Genomic DNA, 18,755 nt, shown 5'->3' on the forward strand with positions numbered 1-18,755 from the left:
GAAATGATTATGAGTTTTTCATTATAATTAAATGAAAATTAAAAAAGATACTTGATTTAATGTAAGGTTAATATTTATTTTGTTAAAGTAAATTAATTTCTTTATCATTTGAAAATTAAACATGAGCGTTTTTAATCGATATTTTTCTATATTCATGATTAAAGTCAGCGTTTATTTAAATTTTCTCCAGTATAAGGTACATACACTAACTGATTACTAATAATCACTTCTGTATTCCATTCTTTACCGGATTCACCAACCACACCAATACGTTGCTGTGCGGTAGCAATTCTCATATTACCAATACCTGTTGCGGCAGAAGGTAATCTTCCCAGGGTTAAAGTTTCTAAAACATGGTATGCCTCGTCCCCTAAGGGAGCGCCATTATTTTGCCAGCGTTGATAGGTACTGACAAAATCTTTAAAATCTTCCGGTGACAGCCAGTGGATAATCATGGAAAGATGAGCGGGAAATTCAGCCAAAATTTCGGTTTTCGCCCAAGATTCCAATTTGTAAGGATCAACGTCGTCATTTTTAACGAGTTGGCTATTAATCACCATACTGACTACAAATGAAAAGCGATCGGCTAAAGCATATTTTTCGCTGGAGAAATACCAACGATAGCGCCAGGCGTCTGCCGCTAATGGAAAATTATCCTGTGAGTCCTGGGTGAGTTTAATTAATATCTTGCCTTGAATACGATCAAATTTAATGACGTTTGCCTTGAGTTCATGATCAGATTTCTTCGGCCCGGATGGGGTAATTACATATTTCAGTGTAATTTCATCATTTTCTTCGATCATGGCAGGGAAGGGACTTTGGGGGCTGGAGGTAATCCAGCGTTCATTTTCTGTTCCCGTTTGATATATCTCACTGGCATAAACCAGTTGATAATCCATATCTTCCATCCATACCGGGCTATTACACCAGTATAGATTACCGTCATTATATGCGTTCTGTACGTCGATCAAACTACGTGCTAAAGCCGTGCTATTACGGGTGTCAAGAATAAATGACTCTCCTGTAATATCTGTGATCATTTGGCCTCGTAATATGAATTTTACTCTAATATCTTGATTTTCTTTTTCTTTAATAATTAGATTAATGACCTGACCATACAATAGCTGGCCCGTTGTCCCATTTTGGGTAATGATTAATTGTTGGTTTTTAGAATTGGGTACGCTTTTTATTTTCAGCTTATCGGGTTTTTGCTCCTTGTCGAATTTCGTGTCAGGTTTTACCGGTAATAACTGTCGATGTTCAATCAGGTAGAAAGGAAGTTCATCCAGCTTTGAGGTTTCCTCGAAACACTTTCCTCCCAAACCAAGCCGGGCAGCAATACGTTTCTGAAGCGCTGATACTTTATCAATACGAATGTTATTACGTTGATAGGTTAATTCGGGTTGCTGTGCCAAATAGCCACGTTGAGTAGAGAGAAAATCCAGTGAATCCAGAGTGAGTGGTCTGGCCGCACGATGGGTACCAAAATATTCCAATAAGTAATTCAGGATTGATAGTTCTTTTGTGTAATTTTGTGAATGGATACCGTCATCACTGTTAATTTGGGAATCATTATTTAGTTGTTTGATTAAATCGGGCATGATTTCCTGATGGACTTGCTGACCGACAGTATTCGCTTTAAAAGGCCATTGTGTACCGTATACCGTATTTCCCCGTTGTTTAAATGCTAACAGTTTCGGCAAGAGAGCGAGTTCAGCACAGCCATTAGCCAGCATTTGCTCAAAAGGCAACATAAATTGGTGCAAGTGCACTTGTTGTTGAGTCTCCGCATAGGTCTGTAATCCATAGCAGGCAGGTAACTTATTGCTGACTGGATAGTAATCCAGGACTTTACGATGTTTGCCCCAGTTTAGTAATTCGGGCTGTGTTTCAATCAAGGGTTCTGCAATGATTTTGTTCTCTATATCTTGTTTAGAAACAGTGATTTTTACTCCGCCTTTGGCGGTAATAGTGAGTGGGCTTGCTGATGAGGAAATTAAGTCTAAGGGATCGTTACCCCATAGCCTGGGATAGTATCCTTGAGCGATTGTCCAGGACCAACTATCGTCCGCCAGCGGAGAAATGTTTTCATCATGCTTGCCTAATGCCAATCGGGTAATATTTTGTACTCCGGGAATAGCCAGTAAACGATTAGCCAGATGGCTGAGCTTTAATTCTGTCGGCTTGGTGTAATCTTTAGCCGCCGATAATTCCGGTATCCAACCGTGATGTAAATAAGGGCCTTCAAATATCTCTTCATTACTGTAACCTTGTTCAATCATAGCTTGGGTGCTATAGCGTAATGGGCTTGTAAGCACCATTTGTTCCGTTGTCATATAAACTTGGGCAAATATATCAGCAAGATCACTGACATCATCATCAAGTTCAATATCAAGCTGCAATAAGAAATCCACGGGTTGCAGCCAGATAATTTTACTGACGGATTCCCCCAGATTACGGTTATCTTTTAGGAAATCATTGAGCCTTTTCTGAGTCAGTGTTTTATCATCTTCCGTTTCCCGGTTGGGAAGTAAATAAAGCCAATAGTTTCCTCTTAGTGTTAACTGTAATTGTTCTTGTTCTTGTTCTTGTTCTTGTTCTTGAATAAAACTGTATTCACGGCTTTCTTTGTTATACCAGTACTTATAACGTTCACTTTCAGGTTCGCAAATAAGCCGTACATCGTTAAAGAAAAAATAATCTTCACTTGTTTCATTGTCGGTGTCGCTGCTATGTAAGTCCAGTAAAGCCCGGCGATAATCTTCCGCAGTGATCGGGCCACAGGTCAGCATTTGTTGTGGGCCGAATTCCTGTGGAAAAATGCCATCACCCAGTGTCTGCTCTTGTTTTTCGGGGGTAAGCAAATCGCGCAGGGGTAGCGAATGGCGATAGGCGAGATCAGATGCGCCGTAACAACAGGCTTCTAATAAGGTAATACCGGGATCATTTTCTTCGGTATTGCTCCAGAGTTGCCCAGACTGTTGCTCAATGACCGTCTTAGCTTGAGTGAGTAAGGTCTCAAAGGCGATATCGTCTTTAACGATGGGAAACAGGGCGTCTTGATTATTCACTGTCTGCTCCTTTATTAGTGGAACTATTTTCTGACCAAACCAAAATCAGTACTTCATTATCAGCAGCTTCTACACTGTCGCCGACTGCTCCTGCGGTTTGGGACGATTTTTTCAACGTTAAGTTGGTGACTCGTTCAACTAAAGGTGACTGCTGAATCGTGGCTAATAATGGGTAGTAATCAATGCGATTACCGGTTGTGACGCCGATAGCGCTATCTTCTGCCCACGGCATATATTTTCGACTGAGTTCCTGTTGTAACTGATGACGGCCGTAGTCGGGATTAATCCCTGTGACAAACACCAGTTGATAGCTGATCAGCACGTCAACGTAGGTCGGGTTGTTGATTTTGAGGGTGGTCCAGGGACTGCTGAGTTGGCTTATCCAGTCGACCATTTCCGCCAGTCGGGCCGGATTCAGAATCGGGCGTAGCGCATCATCGTTATCTTTGTAGCGACTGTCGGGGATCGCAATCAGTTGTTGTTCTTTCTGTGCCGGGATTTTAGTTAACTCACTGGCAGAAGGGTATTTAACATCAAATAAGCTGACGAATTGTTCTTTCAATAAAGTGACAATGTTATCCCAGCTCAGTACCCGGTTACGGTGGGACAACCGGGCAGAAACCCGTGTCAGAAAGGCTTGTTCTGTCTCTTCCGGGCGGCCGTTCCAGGATACCCAAGGCTGATTGATACTATCGATAGCAACTAACGCATTGACCGGTTGTGTAATACTGTCGGCGGGTAATCCATTGATAAAGTGGTCAGTTTCAACGAGTTCTGCATTGATTAAGGTAGCTGTGGCGGCGTTGTACAGTATGCCTTTAATTTTTGGGTAATCCTGAGATTCAGCCTGATGGGTTATTTCTGCTTTCAGCCAGTATCGTCCTGTTGGCATCAGAGTTGCCTGATTTGACGCGTCCTGTGGCAGTAGTGTGCGCCAGGTACCTTGGTCAAACAGGTTATGGGTCTGGTCGTCAACTAGCTGATCCAATGAACCCCAAGTGTTGCTCTGATTGAGATAAAACCAGGATAAGTTGAGCGCTTTAAAGCCCTCTAACTGCCAATATAGCGATAAAGTTTGTCCCGGTAACACATTAGTGAAACCCAAATAGAGTGCGTCGTTAGTGAATGAAGGGGGATCTTCGTTTGTGTTTGCCCAACCAAAAGGCGTCAGCGGGTAAACGGTGAATTGTTCAGGTTTAGCTGTAGTGCTGAATTGAATCTGCAATGCACTGATTTGTGGTGTATAAGGAACATTTTTATCCGTGGGATTTTGCCAGTACTGGGCGTGCATAAAATCCTGTTCGGCCAATTCTATGCGCACGGATGCAGGCCATTCGTTGGGCGATGGGCTGTCTGTGAGGGGATAATGCATTGCTGGCAAGATAAATGTCAGGCTTTGCCCTTGTGGGGCACCTGTTCCATCAAATAATGGCTGAGATTTAGCATCATTAAGAACGTCTCTCTTTTGAGATGTGACTAAGTAACCTTGTACTTTGAACACCCCATTACTGGCAGGTTTCGGATTATATTTGTCATACCATGTTGAAAAACTGCTTGTCGGTAAGCCAACCCATTGAGGAGTCATCGTCAATGTTGCGTTTTCAGTGCCATACCATTCTGGGGCAACCAGATTAAAACCAGAACCCAGTGATGGTGATTGACCGAAGGGGGAGCTGGTGGTATCCGTCTGTTCGATACCACCATCAGAGGCATAGCGCACACTGCGGTTGCCGTTAATATTGATTTCAATCCCGGTAATTTTGGGCAACATGGGTTTCTGAGTAGTGCCTAGTTTTAATACCGGTATGTCGAATGTCATGCCATCAAGATTATCTGGCGGGCTGATAGGATCATCAGTGGATGATAATTCAAGCTCAATAGTGTTTTTGTTAGTACGATTAGGATTTACCGACAACGATAACCAGTGATCTCCTGTACTGATTTTAGCGGTGAGATGTTCAGCTTGACCTTCCCAATCGTTTTCCAGCGTCAATGTGATATGGCGTTCTCCTTCGGGCATAGAAAATAAAGATGATTTAATCAGATAACCGGATAGCACTGCCACATCATTGGCTGTCGGGCTAAAAAGTTGAATACCATTTTCAGGTAATGCAATGTTATCTGAGAGGCTAAGAGGTATTGTCGATTGCCAGCTATCCTTATCTTTCCGATACCAACGCAGGTCGGTCAGTTCCCCTTGATTCGCTAGTAAATCTGTTTCTGATGTATATTGTAATGGGTTGCCGACGCTATCCTGCCCGGCATCAAACAGGGTTCCTTTAGGGATAAGATATTCTGCGTTATCTGTATTTAAGGTAATGCCTAAAGCAACGCTATCCGCTTGGGCTTTTCTGGGGCTTAGTCCCAGTAATTCCCGGTAATAAAGATCGCGGTGTCGGGCCGGGAAGGTATTTAATAATCGGTTGGATGTTTCTAATAACTTTAAAAAAGCAAAAACAAAAGCTTGATGTGGCGGTAAAAGGCCATCTGCTTTATTAGCATGTTGGTAAATATCCTCTAATTCTTCAGGAGTATTTTCCTGAATAAAGTAAAAACTATCCCAGAATTGATTTTTATCTTGATCGAAAGGGATTTTTTCAGCATAAGCTTTAAGCCAGTTTAAAATATCCAGTGTACTTCTTTCATCAAGTTTAAATACAGTATCTGGCACAATAGCAGAGAGTTTATTATCTAACTCGGCTTGTCCCATATTTATTCCACCTGTTATTTAAAAATAGGGTTGAAGAGGTTATTTACCCGGCACTGACCGCATATTGGCTGGCAATAAAGCGGCCTTTGCCCATACTCGGCGTTGTCACATCTGGGCCAGTTGACGGATTATTAGCAGGTTGGGTCGGGGTAAAACGGGCGATAAATTGTTGCCCGACAACAATTGCCGTGGCGGGAGTACGACAAAAGTTTACCTGCTGGTTCGCGTCTAACTGGGCAATGGTGACTATGCCCATGCCAGGTATCGGATGGCTAGGGGTAATATATTGCGCTTGAAGCTGTACTTTTTTTTCGTCACCCACAATAACGATTTTTTTGCCTTGGATTTTGGCGTGTCCGCTGCCTCGAATGGTCGCAGGTCCCAGAATTGTGACTTGCCGGTTGCCAAACAATGGTTCGAATAGCAGGTTGTCGCCATCAATCACCAGTTGTTTACTCATAAGCTCACCTGTACCCGGCCTTCATTAACCTCAAGGACGCCTTCAATCTGTTGGTTGATGTCGCTGCCTCTCAACGCATAGGTAACCTGAACATGTAGAGTGCTGGGCAAGTTTGTTCTCTGGTTCACTTGAATCGAGGTAATTTCTGCGCGTGGTTCATAGCGTAATACCCGTTCTTCAATATGGGTTTGAATGTCTGTCATCAATTCATCACTGATATTGGCAAACAGGTAATCATTCAGACCACAGCCGTAGTCTTCACGCATAATTCGTTCACCGGGTTCCGTCAGAAAAAGAATATTTATACTCTGGAGAACATTTTGGGTGCCTTCTGCTATTGCTATGCCAGTCCGAGAGTTGTCTTTTATAGAAAACTGTGGCGGATCATCTTGGCTAACACGAAGGACACCTTGAATTTTTTGGCTGATTTCGCTGTCTCCTAAGGTATAGGTAACCAATATATTCAGGGGATTAGGTAAATTTGTTTGCTTACTTACCTGAGTAGATGTGATTTTTGCGTGGAAGTCGTAGCACATTACACTCTCTTTTATACAAGCTTGGATTTTCACTATCTGTTCAGCTTCGATTTTTTTTTCACTCAGATATTTATTCAGATCACTACTATAATCTTCATAAGGAATACGTTCACCTATAAAAAACTGTGGCGGAAATGCCCAGCCCCGACCATAAATATCGGCTAATATTTTGTTTGTCATTTCATTGCCTTATTATTGTGTTAAGTTAATCTTTGCTCCTTTAATATCTACCCCCGATTTTCCTGAGGCGGACAGGGATTTTTCGGCCTGTATTTTAATTTCCTGAGCATTGGTGATGAGGTTGTTAGCTGAATTAAGCGTGATATCTTTATCTTGTTGCAGAGATAACGTGTTTTTTCCGCTATTGAGCGCGACAGTTTTATCTTGATTATTGAACACTAAGGCCTGTTGATGATCTCCTTGTTTGATGACTAAGGTTTTCATTGGGTTTTTTTCACTGGGTTCTACCGGAGCTTTATTTTTCGGGTTGTGCATGGAACCTAATATCACCGGGAAGCGCGGATCGCATTCGAAGAAACCGATAATCACCTCATCTCCTGGTTCAGGGTAGAAGCAAAATCCGCTTTCATGGCTGGCATAAGGCTTACCCAGGCGGGCAAAAAGTACACTGTTGGTTAAGTTTAACGCCGGTATCTTGACCGGAATACGTCCCAGTGACTGGCTGTCTGGTTGGTATTTTTCAACAATACCAACATGCAACTCTTTAACCGGAGGAACTGCCTGTTCTGCATCTGGCGGCATACCTAAGGTTAACCGGGTACGCCAGCCTTGACGCTGATTAATTATCTGGCTCACGCCGGTGATAATCCCTTGACCATCCATCCCCTGACCAAAGCCATTCAGCGCGAGGACATCACCCGGCTGATAGCAGCTATCACCTTCGACTTCAAAACTACCGGAGACGTTATCACTTCGCAGGTTATCCATAATGCCTTGAGCAAGATATTTAGCTTGCTCATTATCCAGTGGATAGTTAAAAACCCATTGCCAGTCTTTATTGGTCAGTGTAGTTATGCTGTCTACCGCTAGTTTATTACTGCCAAGCCCACTATTCTTCACCTGAATTGTCTGAGACAGTTTTTGTTGGGTAATGTCCCAGGACTGTACACTGACCGTTTTGGGGCTGCGCTGGTTATCCCATTGCAAGTTTGCTTCAAACAGTACAATGTCCTGATCGTTGGTGCTCTGATGGATCGTATGTACAGTTGATTGATTCAGCGCTTTAGGTGTTATCAGTGTAACGACTTCATTGCCGGGCAGCAGCCAGGTATTAGTGGCGATAAGTCGGCTTTTTAAGAATGTCCAGTCATTACAGCGAAATTGCACCATTTGCTCATGCACGGTTTTGAGCTGAGGGGCCTGTTTTATCGTCGTTTGTATACCGGCCTGACTGAATAGCTTCTTGATAATCGCTTCATCACTTTGTTTGCTGAATAGCTGTGAGTGGAGGCCATCTGTTAATTTTTGCAATGGATGTTTTGCCGTCAAGGTCATCAGGCTATCCTGGCCTTTGAACTTAAGTGCTTGCCGAACAATGATCCCTTTAAACAATATGGTTTTTTGGATCTGTACAATAAGTTCATTATTGGGGCGGCAGTTTGCCAGTTCAGCCTGTGCTTTGGCATCAAAAATATAGTTAGCATCGCCGGCGATACCCAGAGTGATGTTAACCGAGGGAATACCATTGATGTAGTGGTTTACTGTCAGGTTGATAGCCGTAAATTGATTGAGGGTTTTGCCGCTTATCTTGATGGTTATCTCAGGTATTTTCATGCCTTCTCCTGTGCTTGCAGTGTTTGCCCTGGGGTGAAGTCATCAAGATTATCCAGATCGTTTTGCCAGGCAAGGGAGAGATAATCAATGTCGCTTGCCAGAGAAGCGCCAGCGCCTAAGGCAATCAACGGCAGGGTGAGCATATCTGTCACACTGATTGTGGTGACCGGTGGTGATTTTAACTGCTGCTCAGTAGCCTGAATAACAAAGCTTTCGTCTGCAACCAAAGATAAAGTGGCACTGGCTCGCAGTGGGGTGGCGTCCCGGTCAAACAGGGTGTAATTAATGGTAAGGCCACTGGCCCGGCCAGCGAAATAGCTTTTGTTTTCCCAGCGCATTTTGCCCCATTTGATTTTCAGGAAGTGGGGCACATGGGTGCTGGCATCAACGGCGCATAAGGCTTTCAGGGTCGTCAGTTGTGTTTCTACTGGGATATTATTGCCTGGCATGGAAGCATCAAACAGCAGGACTAATGACAAGCCAGCCGGTGGCGATGACACATAGTGACTACTTTTTCTGGTATGGTTAACACTTTTATCCTGTTGATAATGGGTTTGATAATCGAGTTGAATGGCATCGGGGTTATACATCGCCTGTAAACTTCCCACGGAAATTTTCCCCTCCCGGTCTTTGAAGGCAGTCAGGGTGAGTTTGGACAAGCCGCGTTCAATTAAGCTCATAACGGCCTCCTGCTTCACGCAATGCGTCTAACACCTCCTGTTTTACCATCTCAATCAGACGGGCATTATCCAGCGCCTCCTGGGCTAATGTTCGCGGGGACAATAAGTCACTTGCGGAATCGGTAACTTTTGCCTGAATAATCAATTCTTTAATTTCGACAGTCATACTTTCACTCCTAACCAGCGCATATCCTGATAACGTAATTCTAGGGAATTCACCAAGACGGCATTGCTATTGGCATCAAAGTCGCCAGTGGACCAACGAACCGGCAGGGCGTTACTTAGCGTCCAGCTTGCCACGGGGACTGAATTTTCATTCAGCAGCATGATGACGACATCGGCATAAACCGCTTTTTCGCCCCGCAGGACGCGATCAAACATCAGAGTGAGTGGTGTCACCGTCATGACGCCGCGTTCCAGATGCAGACTGCCATGCTGGATTTTTTCGGCCAGCCAGACATTTCTGGCGTTTTCTCCACCTTGACTGTATTGGGTCGTTTGCAGTTCGCGGCTCAGGCCCGATATCCGCTGAAAGGCAATATCCAGTGGGCTAGGGATATTGTTAAACAGAAAACTGGCGATAAAACGGTGTGATACTGACGGGGTATAGAGGTTATGCATATTTTGCCCCTGTTTAGCTAGGTATGGTACCGGTACGAGTATCAAATGTCAGATTCAGCTCAATGAATTCCGCCGGAATTAACACGGCCAGTCTGATCTTGATGATCATCTTTCCGGCCCGCAGATCCGCTTCTCTCATTGATTCGTCAACGCCCAGTAATACTTCAAATGCTTGATCTTCTTGGGTGCCCCGTAGCCCACCCTTTAGCCATAACTGACGTAGCCAGTTGTGGGCTTGACCTTTGAATTTCATCCAGGTGATAGCGTTGTTGGGTTCAAAGACGAAGGCTCGGCCAAGTTGAGTCATATAAGCTTCGATATAGGAAACCAGACGGCGGGTCTGAATATAACTCCAGGGGGAGTCGTGGGTATTTTCCAACGTTCGGCATCCCCAGATCCTGATGCCTTTGCCGGGAAAGCTGCGGACCAGATTCAGTGAGGTGCCATCCGGGTTAAACAGGGCATTCGCTTCGATATAAGCGCGTACCGGGCTGATCACTTTGCTTAACGCGATGTTGGCCGGTGCGGTCCAGACGCCTTGTTGGTTATCGTTACGCTGGATGACGGCAGCCACTGCGGCGGTTGGTGAAAGCACGATAGGGTTTTGTGTATTATCCTGATAGGCACTTTTTAGCAGCGGCCAGTATACGACGCCCCATTGTCGATCAGCGGAAGAAAACTGTTGTAAACACTTAGCGGCTAATGTGGGATCGTCTGGGGCATCCAATAACCCCATGATACCGCGCCGGCTCTTGCAAAGATTGAGCACCGATTGCCAAAGTTGTAACCAGAGATCGCGTTGAGTATCGGAGATTTCTGTCTGATCAAAGCGGATAACATCTGGGGTGATAATCAGGGTAATGTCGTTCTCTGCGGCAATCGTTTGTGCCAGCCACGCTTGTTGCAGCGCAGTGATTAATGACGAAAAATCGCTTAATTGTTGCTCCGTACCCAGTGACAGCACATAAGCTTGCTGACCGCCGTTTTCAAAGAAATGGCGCACGGAATAGTACATTAATCCTGACTCAGGAAATGACCGGGCGAAATCGGCCAGGCTGTGGAGCTTGATAGCGGTTTTATCGACCGGCGATGAGGTATAACCGATAAAAACCGGTATACCGATAAACGAGTCATTTTGCTTTGGGAATATCAGATTTTCTGTGATGGTGACGCTCGGCTGTGTTATCTCCATTATCATCTCCTTAACGACTGAATAGACGCGGTGTTTAACCGCGCCTCAGTACGATTACTGTGCTACCTGTTGTGAAAACTGAAGGATAATAAATTCAGCTGGACGTACCGCGGCCATGCCCACTTTGACAATCATTTTCCCTTGTTTAATGTCGTCGTCAGACATGGTGACATCTTTACCTATCTGAACGAAGTAGGCTTCTTGAGGTTTATTTCCCGCTAATGCCCCTTGTTGCCATAAGGAATAAAGATAGTTGTCAATGGCTGACTTCACGCGTTCCCAGGTGGGTTGGCTATTGGGTTCAAAGACAACGGATTGCATGGCCTGCTTGATATCCCGTTCTGCCGCATTAAAGAGACGCCTAACGGGAATGTAACGCCAGTTGTCATCGTTTTGCAGAGTACGAGCGCCCCATACGACAAAACCTTTGTGGCTGAAATAGCGAATAGCGTTGATGCCTTTGGAATTCATCTCTCCTTGTTCATCATCAGTAAGCCGTTCGGCCACATCACTGATCCCACTCAGTACAACATTAGCTGGCGCTTTCCAGACGCCACGGCTGGCATCAGTGGCACAATATATGCCAGCCATGACAGCACTGACAGGAATGATGTTGCCGTTGGCGGCTATTTCGTCCTGTATTGCTTGAACCGCTTGTTGGTAGACAGTTGGGTTTTTCTCTTTGAGTTGCGCCAGGTTTTTGACTTCATCGGATTTTGTTTTTGCATCTTCATAACCTGATACTGCTATCTGGCTATCTTCTGCTTGGATAAGTTGTGAGACTTTAACTGCCGGATAATACGTCGCAGTTTGTGATGCTACTTCAGTAATGAGTGCAGTGTTTTTATCCTGGTTGTCAGCGATAAGGAAATAGCCGGCATTTAATAATGAAGATGTCAGACTGTTATATATTTTGCTCTGGTAACCAGAATCCCATTCAGGGCAGACGATCAAGGTAATTTCTAAAGCCTGCTTAATTAACTCAGGGATTGAGTCCAGAAATCCCTGAGTTAACCTATCTAGTTGTGGCAGGATATAACAAGGCCCGCCACCATTTTGGAAATAAAGTTTTAGGGCATCACTACTGGTCGTGTAGTTAACTATTACCTTGTAAGTGTAAGTGGGATCTTTATTGTCTGCATCAACAGAGATACCAGGAGTAGCAACAACTGCTGTATCACCTTTAACGTTCTCTAAAAGAGTTGGGGCAGGCATTGAAGCCCGTTTTGTTGATTTAATTGTGATTGGTGCAATACAACCCGCATTGAACAGATTAGTAAAATCCAGCCAGCTATTAACGCGTGTTACTTGTGATTTTAGGTTGGTGTTTTTTGGCGAAAACAAGCCAATAAAAACGGGTATTGCCGTGTTCCCCTGATTAACAGAAAGGTTTAATGACGCATCTTCTTCAATATAGACACCAGGATAAGTTGGTATTGTTGGCATGTTGCCTCCAATTATTGAGCGGTGTTCTGTGTAAACTGCAAGATAATGAACTCTGCTGGACGAACCGCTGCCATACCGATTTTGATGATCATTTTTCCCTGTTTGATATCGTCATCGGTCATGGTGATATCTTTGCCAATTTGAACAAAGTAAGCGTCATCTGGTTTATTTCCCGCTAAACCACCTTGCTGCCACAAACTATACAGATAGTTATTGACGGCACTGCGTACCCGTTCCCAAGTTGGTTGGCTGTTGGGTTCAAACACCGCGAAGCTCATGGCGTTTTTAATGTCCCGTTCCGCGCTGTTAAACAGGCGTCGAACAGGGATATAACGCCAGTTATCGTTGTCCTCAAGAGTACGAGCGCCCCATACCAGTGTGCCGCTCTTAGGAAAGGTGCGGATCATATTTAGTGCTTTACCTTGGTTGTATTGTGCTTGCAGGTCATCGGTTACCGGATATTTAGGTTGTAATCCCCCTTGAATAGGGACATTAGCCGGTGCTTTCCACACGCCACGGGTGCTATCGACAGAGCAATAGACACCAGCAATAGCAGCACTTGGGGGAATATCGATAGTAGTAGTCCAATCGGCGGTTAACCAGGGGTAGTAAACGGCAGCAAAAGGATTTGGGTCATAATCGCTGTTGGATGTGCCATCGGATTTTAACTCTGTGGTAGGACCATCAAAAATAGCAAATAAACCTTTGCCCGGTTTGCAAAGTGTACTTACAGCAGTAGTAATATTCTCTCCGGCAGCAACCAGCAATGTGACATCATCCAGCTTTGGAACTTGTTTTTCTAAATCTGTGGTTTGGACCAGATAGCAATATCCACCACCGTTAATAAAATAAGCGCGCAGTGAGATATCAAGTGTATTGGCAGGATCAAATTGTTCATTTTTTAGTGTCAGATATTCCAGCCAGTTACTAATGCGAATATAGGGTTTACCTGATATTAATGGATTGTCACCTGCGACAGCAAAAACAGGCACTGCTGTTGCACTGGAACTAACGGAGAGTGACAGCGAAGCGTCTTCTTCAATATAAACACCGGGGTAGGTTGTTATTGTGGTCATAAAATCTCTCCTTATTAAGCTGCTTGAATGGTTACACGATCTGCTGTCAGTGCTATTTCCTGAACAGCGATTTCATTGCTGGTGGCATCAAAAGAGGGGGAGGTGAATGACGTTGGGAATGCATTCGCCACGTTCCAGGTCATTAAGATTTCGGTGCCAGCTTCATTGGTCAGGCTAATTGCAATATCTTTCTTCTCAACTTGATTAAGTTGAATAGAATTAATCCAGTCAAACAGTTTGGTGTCGCCAGGGAAGACCCCCTTACGCAGGGTAATATTGATCGATTGACGTTGGCCCGGCATTTTATAGTAATTACCGATGCCATCTTTATATTCGATGACATCATAATGAACATCAAGCCCGGAAACGTTGTTAAATGGGATTTGTTCGTCACCGACTGAAACAACAAACCGATAAGTAGGAATGGGATATTCAACAGCGATTTGTTCTGGAGTTATAGCCATGATTCTTCCTTTATTAGTTATTGATGTTTAAAATCTAAGAAAAGCTCTATCGTTTTTTTACTAGCATTGAAAATATGGGTATGGCTACCGCAATAACCTGATTTTTAAAGGTTATTATTCATGATGGATATTTTTTGGTTTGTGGAAATAATTTTTATTTTATTCTTATCATTAATTAATAAAGTGATTCAAGATGGATTTTTTAATAATGTTACAGAACCGACATTTTTATATGCTCATAGCAAGTTTTTCATTATTTTAGTTTGGAATAGATTAAGTCTGATTATTGAAAACAGTGGGTGATATTAAGTACCTGTGACTTTTTTATTTCACTATGAAGGAAGAAATTTATGATGAGTTAATTATCTGGAGTAAACTTTTATTGGGATGTCTGCTGTGCTTAAAGTTAATAACACTTACTCAATGTTTGAATACACATCCCAGTAGATATTTACGCTAAAAATTTTTCATAAAGAAAGAAAATATAAAAATCTTGATGTTTTATTATAAGTGACTATTAATTATATATGTGGTTTTGGTTTTAATATACTTTCCCTTTAATTAATAATTTCAAGAGATAATATTAATAGTTACCTATCAGTTAAGTTCAATAAATAGCGATTTTAAATAAAGTTTGTGTAATGTTTCTGACTTAAGAAATTTTTATTACTTCATAGGAAAAATTATGACTCTATACAAAAGAATATTTATTTTTTTTACCATACTGCTCACCCCTATAATCTCATGCCTTGCTGATACGAAACTGGATACGTTATCTATAGAGGATAATAAGGCTATATCTGAACTTTTAGAAAGCATTAAGACACCTAATAAACCTAAAGTGATCAATTTAACTATTCCTTCACATGAGGGGGGCTATAGAGCACTGTTACGCTACAGTGGTATTACTGAACAGAAGCATCCTGATGTTTTTAAAGATATTGAGACGATAAAAGCAAAGCAACATGCACTGATTAAGAGTGGGAAATCGCTTGAAATACATCGCTCGAATAAAGATCCTGAGAATTTTTTCGGGCAGCCTGTAATCATACCTTCTAAAGATTATAAATCAATTTCAGCTACAGTTTTTAATTCTCTTTACTATCCTGATCCTTCCCTTCCTTCATCGTTCCAAGACTCACTTGTGGTTTTTGCACTTGATAAAGATAAAAAATCTAGACAGGTAATCGCATCAGGTTCAAGCAGTATAGAGGGTAAGGAAGTACGGAGCCATACAACGGAAGCCGTTTCTGAAGAAGATATACTTGATGGTATTAATAATCCTAATCAATCTTCTGTTATCGCTGTTGCAACATATCAGGGAAAAATAAATGGAATAAGTCTCAGTGACGGGCCAATTATCATGAAATCAAATATACTTTATTTCGACGATGTTCCAAAAGAGATGTGTAACACGTCACCTAATGCACCTGATTATGTAAAAAAGAAGATATGTAACACGGACCCTGGTTATAAGGAGTATTTACAGCATATGCGCCCAATAATCGTTTGCTTAAATAGATCAAATCCTGAACGCGGAGCTCCCGATGCTTGCGATTATGGTCCAATGACGCCAGAGATACCATATAGTAATACACATATCAACATGGAAATCATTGGCAGTGTTGAATTCGATGACTATATCCTGATTGATGAGAATAGAAAGCCTAAGGGAACCAAGAGATTACCAATAGGCGCGGATTTGACGCTGGTTGGCCTTGATACTGGTGGTGGATGTAAAGCAAGAGAAATTGATAAAAATATATTTTGGGAACATGTGACGGTTGATGAAAGCGGTAAAAGATTGACATGGGATTTCTCCAAAGGCTCAGGTTACGCTAATTTTGGGTCAATATGCTGGAAGAATAACGAGAGGTATGTATTGGATTTACAGGCTAGTATTCTCACAACTCCTGATGAGACTGATAAGCAAGCATATCCTATTCAATTCACTTATACTAATAAGGGCGGAAGTACTCCGTCTGATTTACAATTCATTTACCCACCCATTAACATCCAATATGGTTGTATTGCTGAAGGTACATTAATAGATATGGCTGATGGTTCTAAGAAGAAGGTTGAAGATATACGTTCAGGCGATAAAGTTCTAACAAAGCAAGGTGGTGTATTACAAGTGAAAAGCCGTATTGTAGGTCACGATACTGAATTTGTTGATTTAATTTATAATAACGATGAAAAAGTTTCACTGACTCCAACGCATCCTGTTGCAACATTACGAGGAATAGTCAAAGCTGATGAACTTAAGATCGGTGATACAATATATACACGTGATGGTCAAACTACCCTTAGCTCAGTTAAATTAAGAAACACTGATCCATTAAACGTATATAATTTCGTGTTAGAAAAAACAGATGATAAAAGTGAATTGTTACTTGAAGATGCTTTGCTTTTTGCTGGCGGCATTTTAGTCGGTGATAATAACCTGCAAAGAAAGGTATCGATAGCAAATTGATCTTTTTAATTGTCAGTATTAAACTGCACCACCTCCTAATGGAGGTGGTTTTTTACTTATTATAGTTTTGTCAAGTCAAAGAACCACACTCTCCGATTTAAGATATCGGCTTAGAGTTGATTTTGTTTCATTGAAGCTTAAATTCTCTATTCCTTTCTCAATAAATAACTAGCAAAAATTCTTTGTCGGCATTTAAAAAAGCCTTGGTTATTGAAAGGTGTTTTTCTTTAGCAAAGAACGCTGTTGTATGTCCTATTTTTACGAAAATGTGATCTGTGACAGCTTGGTACAACAGTAAGTCTTAACAACAAGCTAATTTTATATATAAAAAATATTTATCAATTGTTATTTTCCGCTGATTGGCAGAATAAAATCCATTGATTTTTTAATGAGCTGTATCATTAGTTTTAATCGATGTTTGCGATCTAAATTAATAAATTTGATAGTTTTTATCGATCAATTGCGTGATTTTTGAACGATTTAAACAATTTTATTTTCTAAATGATAACTTATAGTATTAATTTCATAATGAAACATTAAAGTTTTATAAATATTTTTATCAACGAAATCATAACGTAAATGTTTTATTTCTTTTGTAAGTATGTGAGTGATTCATCGGCAAAAGTTCTTAATAACGAGTTGTAACACATCTATTTTTCGATTTTGGAGTTATCAGCATGAATAAGAAAGTCAATGTATTGCGTGGTGCCAAGCGTCAATTAGGTTTTACGCTGATTGAAGCATTAGTTGTGATGATTGTTGGTATTGTGATATTAGCCGCCGCCGCCGCGGGGATTGGTAAGTTGTTTCGGGCTTCGGAAATCTCAACCGAATCGTCGAATATTACTCAGATGGCCGCAAATTTGAAGTCAATTAAAAATGGTGCCAAAGGCTATGACAGTTTGGATAACAAAATTGCTATTAATTACAAAGTGGTGCCGACCAATATGACTCAGGATGGTAAGTCCGGGATTATTTTTAATAGTTGGAATGGCAAGGTAACCATTTCTCCGGGAGATACCACCGCTCAGACTTTTAAGATTGAGTATCAAAATGTGCCTGATGAGGCTTGCCAGCAACTTTCGCTGAAATTGCGAGTGGCGGGTTGGTCGAAAATGACCGTGGGTGGTGGAGGTGGGAAAGGGCAACAGTCAGCCACGGAAATTAAATCAGATTCGACTTTGGCGCAAATTGAAGCGGCATGTAATGCCAATGATGCGAATACCGTGACGCTGGTTTCTGCCAGTTAGGACGTTGATTGATGTCTTGATATGACGTGTGGCTTGGCAAGCTTAGTGAAGGCTTTTCAAGCTGCATTTTCTTGGTGAGGGAAGTAGCTGGTTTCTCTGGTTCTGTTGTTGTTTCCCTTATCCAATCGTTGTGTGCTGAATCTGCCGGGAGATCATCATGATGATAGGGTGGTTGCAATCTTCTACTGGGTGTTTGGTGCTGGCATCAGGGTTGCTAGGGTTGTGCGTCGGAAGTTTTCTTAATGTGGTGATCTGTCGCCTGCCGATGATGATTTTCTCTGAAATCAATAATGAGGTTGCCAGCTTTAATCTCTGTTTTCCCCGTTCCCATTGTCCACGTTGCAGCCACGTGTTAGCGGCCCGCGATATTATTCCCCTGTTGAGCTATTTGCACCAAAAAGGGCTCTGTCGATACTGTAAAGGTGTGATTTCTATACGTTATCCACTGGTTGAAGGCGCAGTAGCGGTGCTCTTTTCCTTACTGGCTTTGGAGTTGGGGTGGAGTTATTCGTTGTTGGGGTTTTTAGTGCTCAGTTCGATGTTGGTCGTACTGGCAGTAGTCGATTTCGAATATCTGCTGCTGCCCGATCAACTGACACTTTCTTTGTTATGGCTAGGGTTGCTGTTTAATTTGCCATCCGCCGGTTTTGTCGCGCTGCCTTTGGCTGTCGTTGGCGCAGTTTGTGGGTATCTGTTTTTCCGGCTGGTTGAGTGGATCGCCCGGCGATTGACTCGGCGCGATGCATTAGGCATGGGAGATGCCAAGTTTCTGGCGGCGCTCGGTGCCTGGCTGGGGTTGGAAGCGCTTCCAGTTGTGATTTTGCTGGCGGTGGAGTTCACGCTGGTAAGTTATCTGGCAATGCGGTGGTTACGCAGAATTAAAACACCACAGATACCTTTCGGGCCGGGTCTGGCAGTGGCTGGATTAATTGTCGCGCTTTGTCATCGGTAGCTAGCCGTGGTGCTGCTTTATAAATAAGAA

General features: G+C 42.6%; 16 protein-coding genes. 4 read left to right on the plus strand and 12 right to left on the minus strand.

What is annotated here, in order from left to right; genetic code table 11:
- Positions 1-164 precede the first annotated feature (164 nt).
- The 12 genes from PluTT01m_RS08930 to PluTT01m_RS08985 form a co-directional block, all read right to left on the minus strand.
- Complete coding sequence (locus PluTT01m_RS08930) at positions 165-3,071, minus strand: baseplate wedge protein (RefSeq protein WP_011146001.1); 2,907 nt, start codon at positions 3,069-3,071, stop codon at positions 165-167.
- The gene (locus PluTT01m_RS08935; RefSeq protein WP_011146002.1) at positions 3,064-5,781 is read right to left on the minus strand and encodes a baseplate J/gp47 family protein; all 2,718 of its coding nucleotides are present in this window, start codon (positions 5,779-5,781) and stop codon (positions 3,064-3,066) included. Before PluTT01m_RS08935 ends, PluTT01m_RS08930 begins: the two co-directional genes overlap by 8 nt.
- A 43-nt stretch (positions 5,782-5,824) precedes the next feature.
- On the minus strand, positions 5,825-6,241 hold the full coding sequence (locus tag PluTT01m_RS08940; protein WP_011146003.1) for a hypothetical protein: 417 nt from the start codon (positions 6,239-6,241) through the stop codon (positions 5,825-5,827).
- On the minus strand, positions 6,238-6,669 hold the full coding sequence (locus tag PluTT01m_RS08945) for a GPW/gp25 family protein (protein ID WP_049789826.1): 432 nt from the start codon (positions 6,667-6,669) through the stop codon (positions 6,238-6,240). The genes PluTT01m_RS08940 and PluTT01m_RS08945 overlap by 4 nt, the downstream gene beginning before the upstream one ends.
- Before the next feature lie 300 nt (positions 6,670-6,969).
- Positions 6,970-8,571: a phage baseplate assembly protein V gene (locus PluTT01m_RS08950; RefSeq protein WP_011146005.1), complete on the minus strand. Its 1,602-nt coding sequence runs from the start codon at positions 8,569-8,571 to the stop codon at positions 6,970-6,972.
- Positions 8,568-9,251 carry a CIS tube protein gene (locus PluTT01m_RS08955; RefSeq protein WP_011146006.1) on the minus strand — a complete coding sequence of 228 codons (684 nt, stop codon included), beginning with the start codon at positions 9,249-9,251 and terminating at the stop codon, positions 8,568-8,570. Before PluTT01m_RS08955 ends, PluTT01m_RS08950 begins: the two co-directional genes overlap by 4 nt.
- Positions 9,238-9,417 (minus strand): DUF5908 family protein, encoded by a 180-nt coding sequence (locus PluTT01m_RS08960; protein WP_011146007.1) that lies wholly within the window; start codon positions 9,415-9,417, stop codon positions 9,238-9,240. The genes PluTT01m_RS08955 and PluTT01m_RS08960 overlap by 14 nt, the downstream gene beginning before the upstream one ends.
- A complete protein-coding gene (locus PluTT01m_RS08965) occupies positions 9,414-9,872 on the minus strand; it encodes a phage tail protein (RefSeq protein WP_011146008.1) in 459 nt (152 codons plus the stop codon). The genes PluTT01m_RS08960 and PluTT01m_RS08965 overlap by 4 nt, the downstream gene beginning before the upstream one ends.
- A 13-nt stretch (positions 9,873-9,885) precedes the next feature.
- Positions 9,886-11,064, minus strand: coding sequence for a phage tail sheath family protein (locus tag PluTT01m_RS08970; protein WP_041380029.1), 1,179 nt, complete (start codon positions 11,062-11,064; stop codon positions 9,886-9,888).
- A gap of 54 nt (positions 11,065-11,118) precedes the next feature.
- Positions 11,119-12,510 (minus strand): phage tail sheath family protein, encoded by a 1,392-nt coding sequence (locus tag PluTT01m_RS08975; RefSeq protein ID WP_011146010.1) that lies wholly within the window; start codon positions 12,508-12,510, stop codon positions 11,119-11,121.
- A gap of 11 nt (positions 12,511-12,521) precedes the next feature.
- Positions 12,522-13,586 (minus strand): phage tail sheath family protein, encoded by a 1,065-nt coding sequence (locus tag PluTT01m_RS08980; RefSeq protein WP_011146011.1) that lies wholly within the window; start codon positions 13,584-13,586, stop codon positions 12,522-12,524.
- Between the two features lie 14 nt (positions 13,587-13,600).
- Positions 13,601-14,050 (minus strand): phage tail protein, encoded by a 450-nt coding sequence (locus tag PluTT01m_RS08985; RefSeq protein WP_011146012.1) that lies wholly within the window; start codon positions 14,048-14,050, stop codon positions 13,601-13,603.
- A gap of 120 nt (positions 14,051-14,170) precedes the next feature.
- Between PluTT01m_RS08985 and PluTT01m_RS08990 the strand changes: the two genes are divergently transcribed.
- The 4 genes from PluTT01m_RS08990 (at position 14,171) to PluTT01m_RS09005 (ending at position 18,725) form a co-directional block, all read left to right on the plus strand.
- Positions 14,171-14,353 carry a hypothetical protein gene (locus tag PluTT01m_RS08990; RefSeq protein ID WP_041380030.1) on the plus strand — a complete coding sequence of 61 codons (183 nt, stop codon included), beginning with the start codon at positions 14,171-14,173 and terminating at the stop codon, positions 14,351-14,353.
- Between the two features lie 382 nt (positions 14,354-14,735).
- Positions 14,736-16,523, plus strand: a complete 1,788-nt coding sequence (locus PluTT01m_RS08995; RefSeq protein ID WP_011146013.1) for a Hint domain-containing protein — start codon at positions 14,736-14,738, stop codon at positions 16,521-16,523.
- Positions 16,524-17,200: 677 nt separating this feature from the next.
- A complete protein-coding gene (locus PluTT01m_RS09000; RefSeq protein ID WP_011146014.1) occupies positions 17,201-17,773 on the plus strand; it encodes a type 4 pilus major pilin in 573 nt (190 codons plus the stop codon).
- Between the two features lie 157 nt (positions 17,774-17,930).
- Complete coding sequence (locus PluTT01m_RS09005) at positions 17,931-18,725, plus strand: prepilin peptidase (protein ID WP_011146015.1); 795 nt, start codon at positions 17,931-17,933, stop codon at positions 18,723-18,725.
- The last annotated feature ends 30 nt before the right edge of the window (positions 18,726-18,755 follow it).

This window comes from Photorhabdus laumondii subsp. laumondii (assembly GCF_003343245.1).
GTDB lineage: Bacteria > Pseudomonadota > Gammaproteobacteria > Enterobacterales > Enterobacteriaceae > Photorhabdus > Photorhabdus laumondii.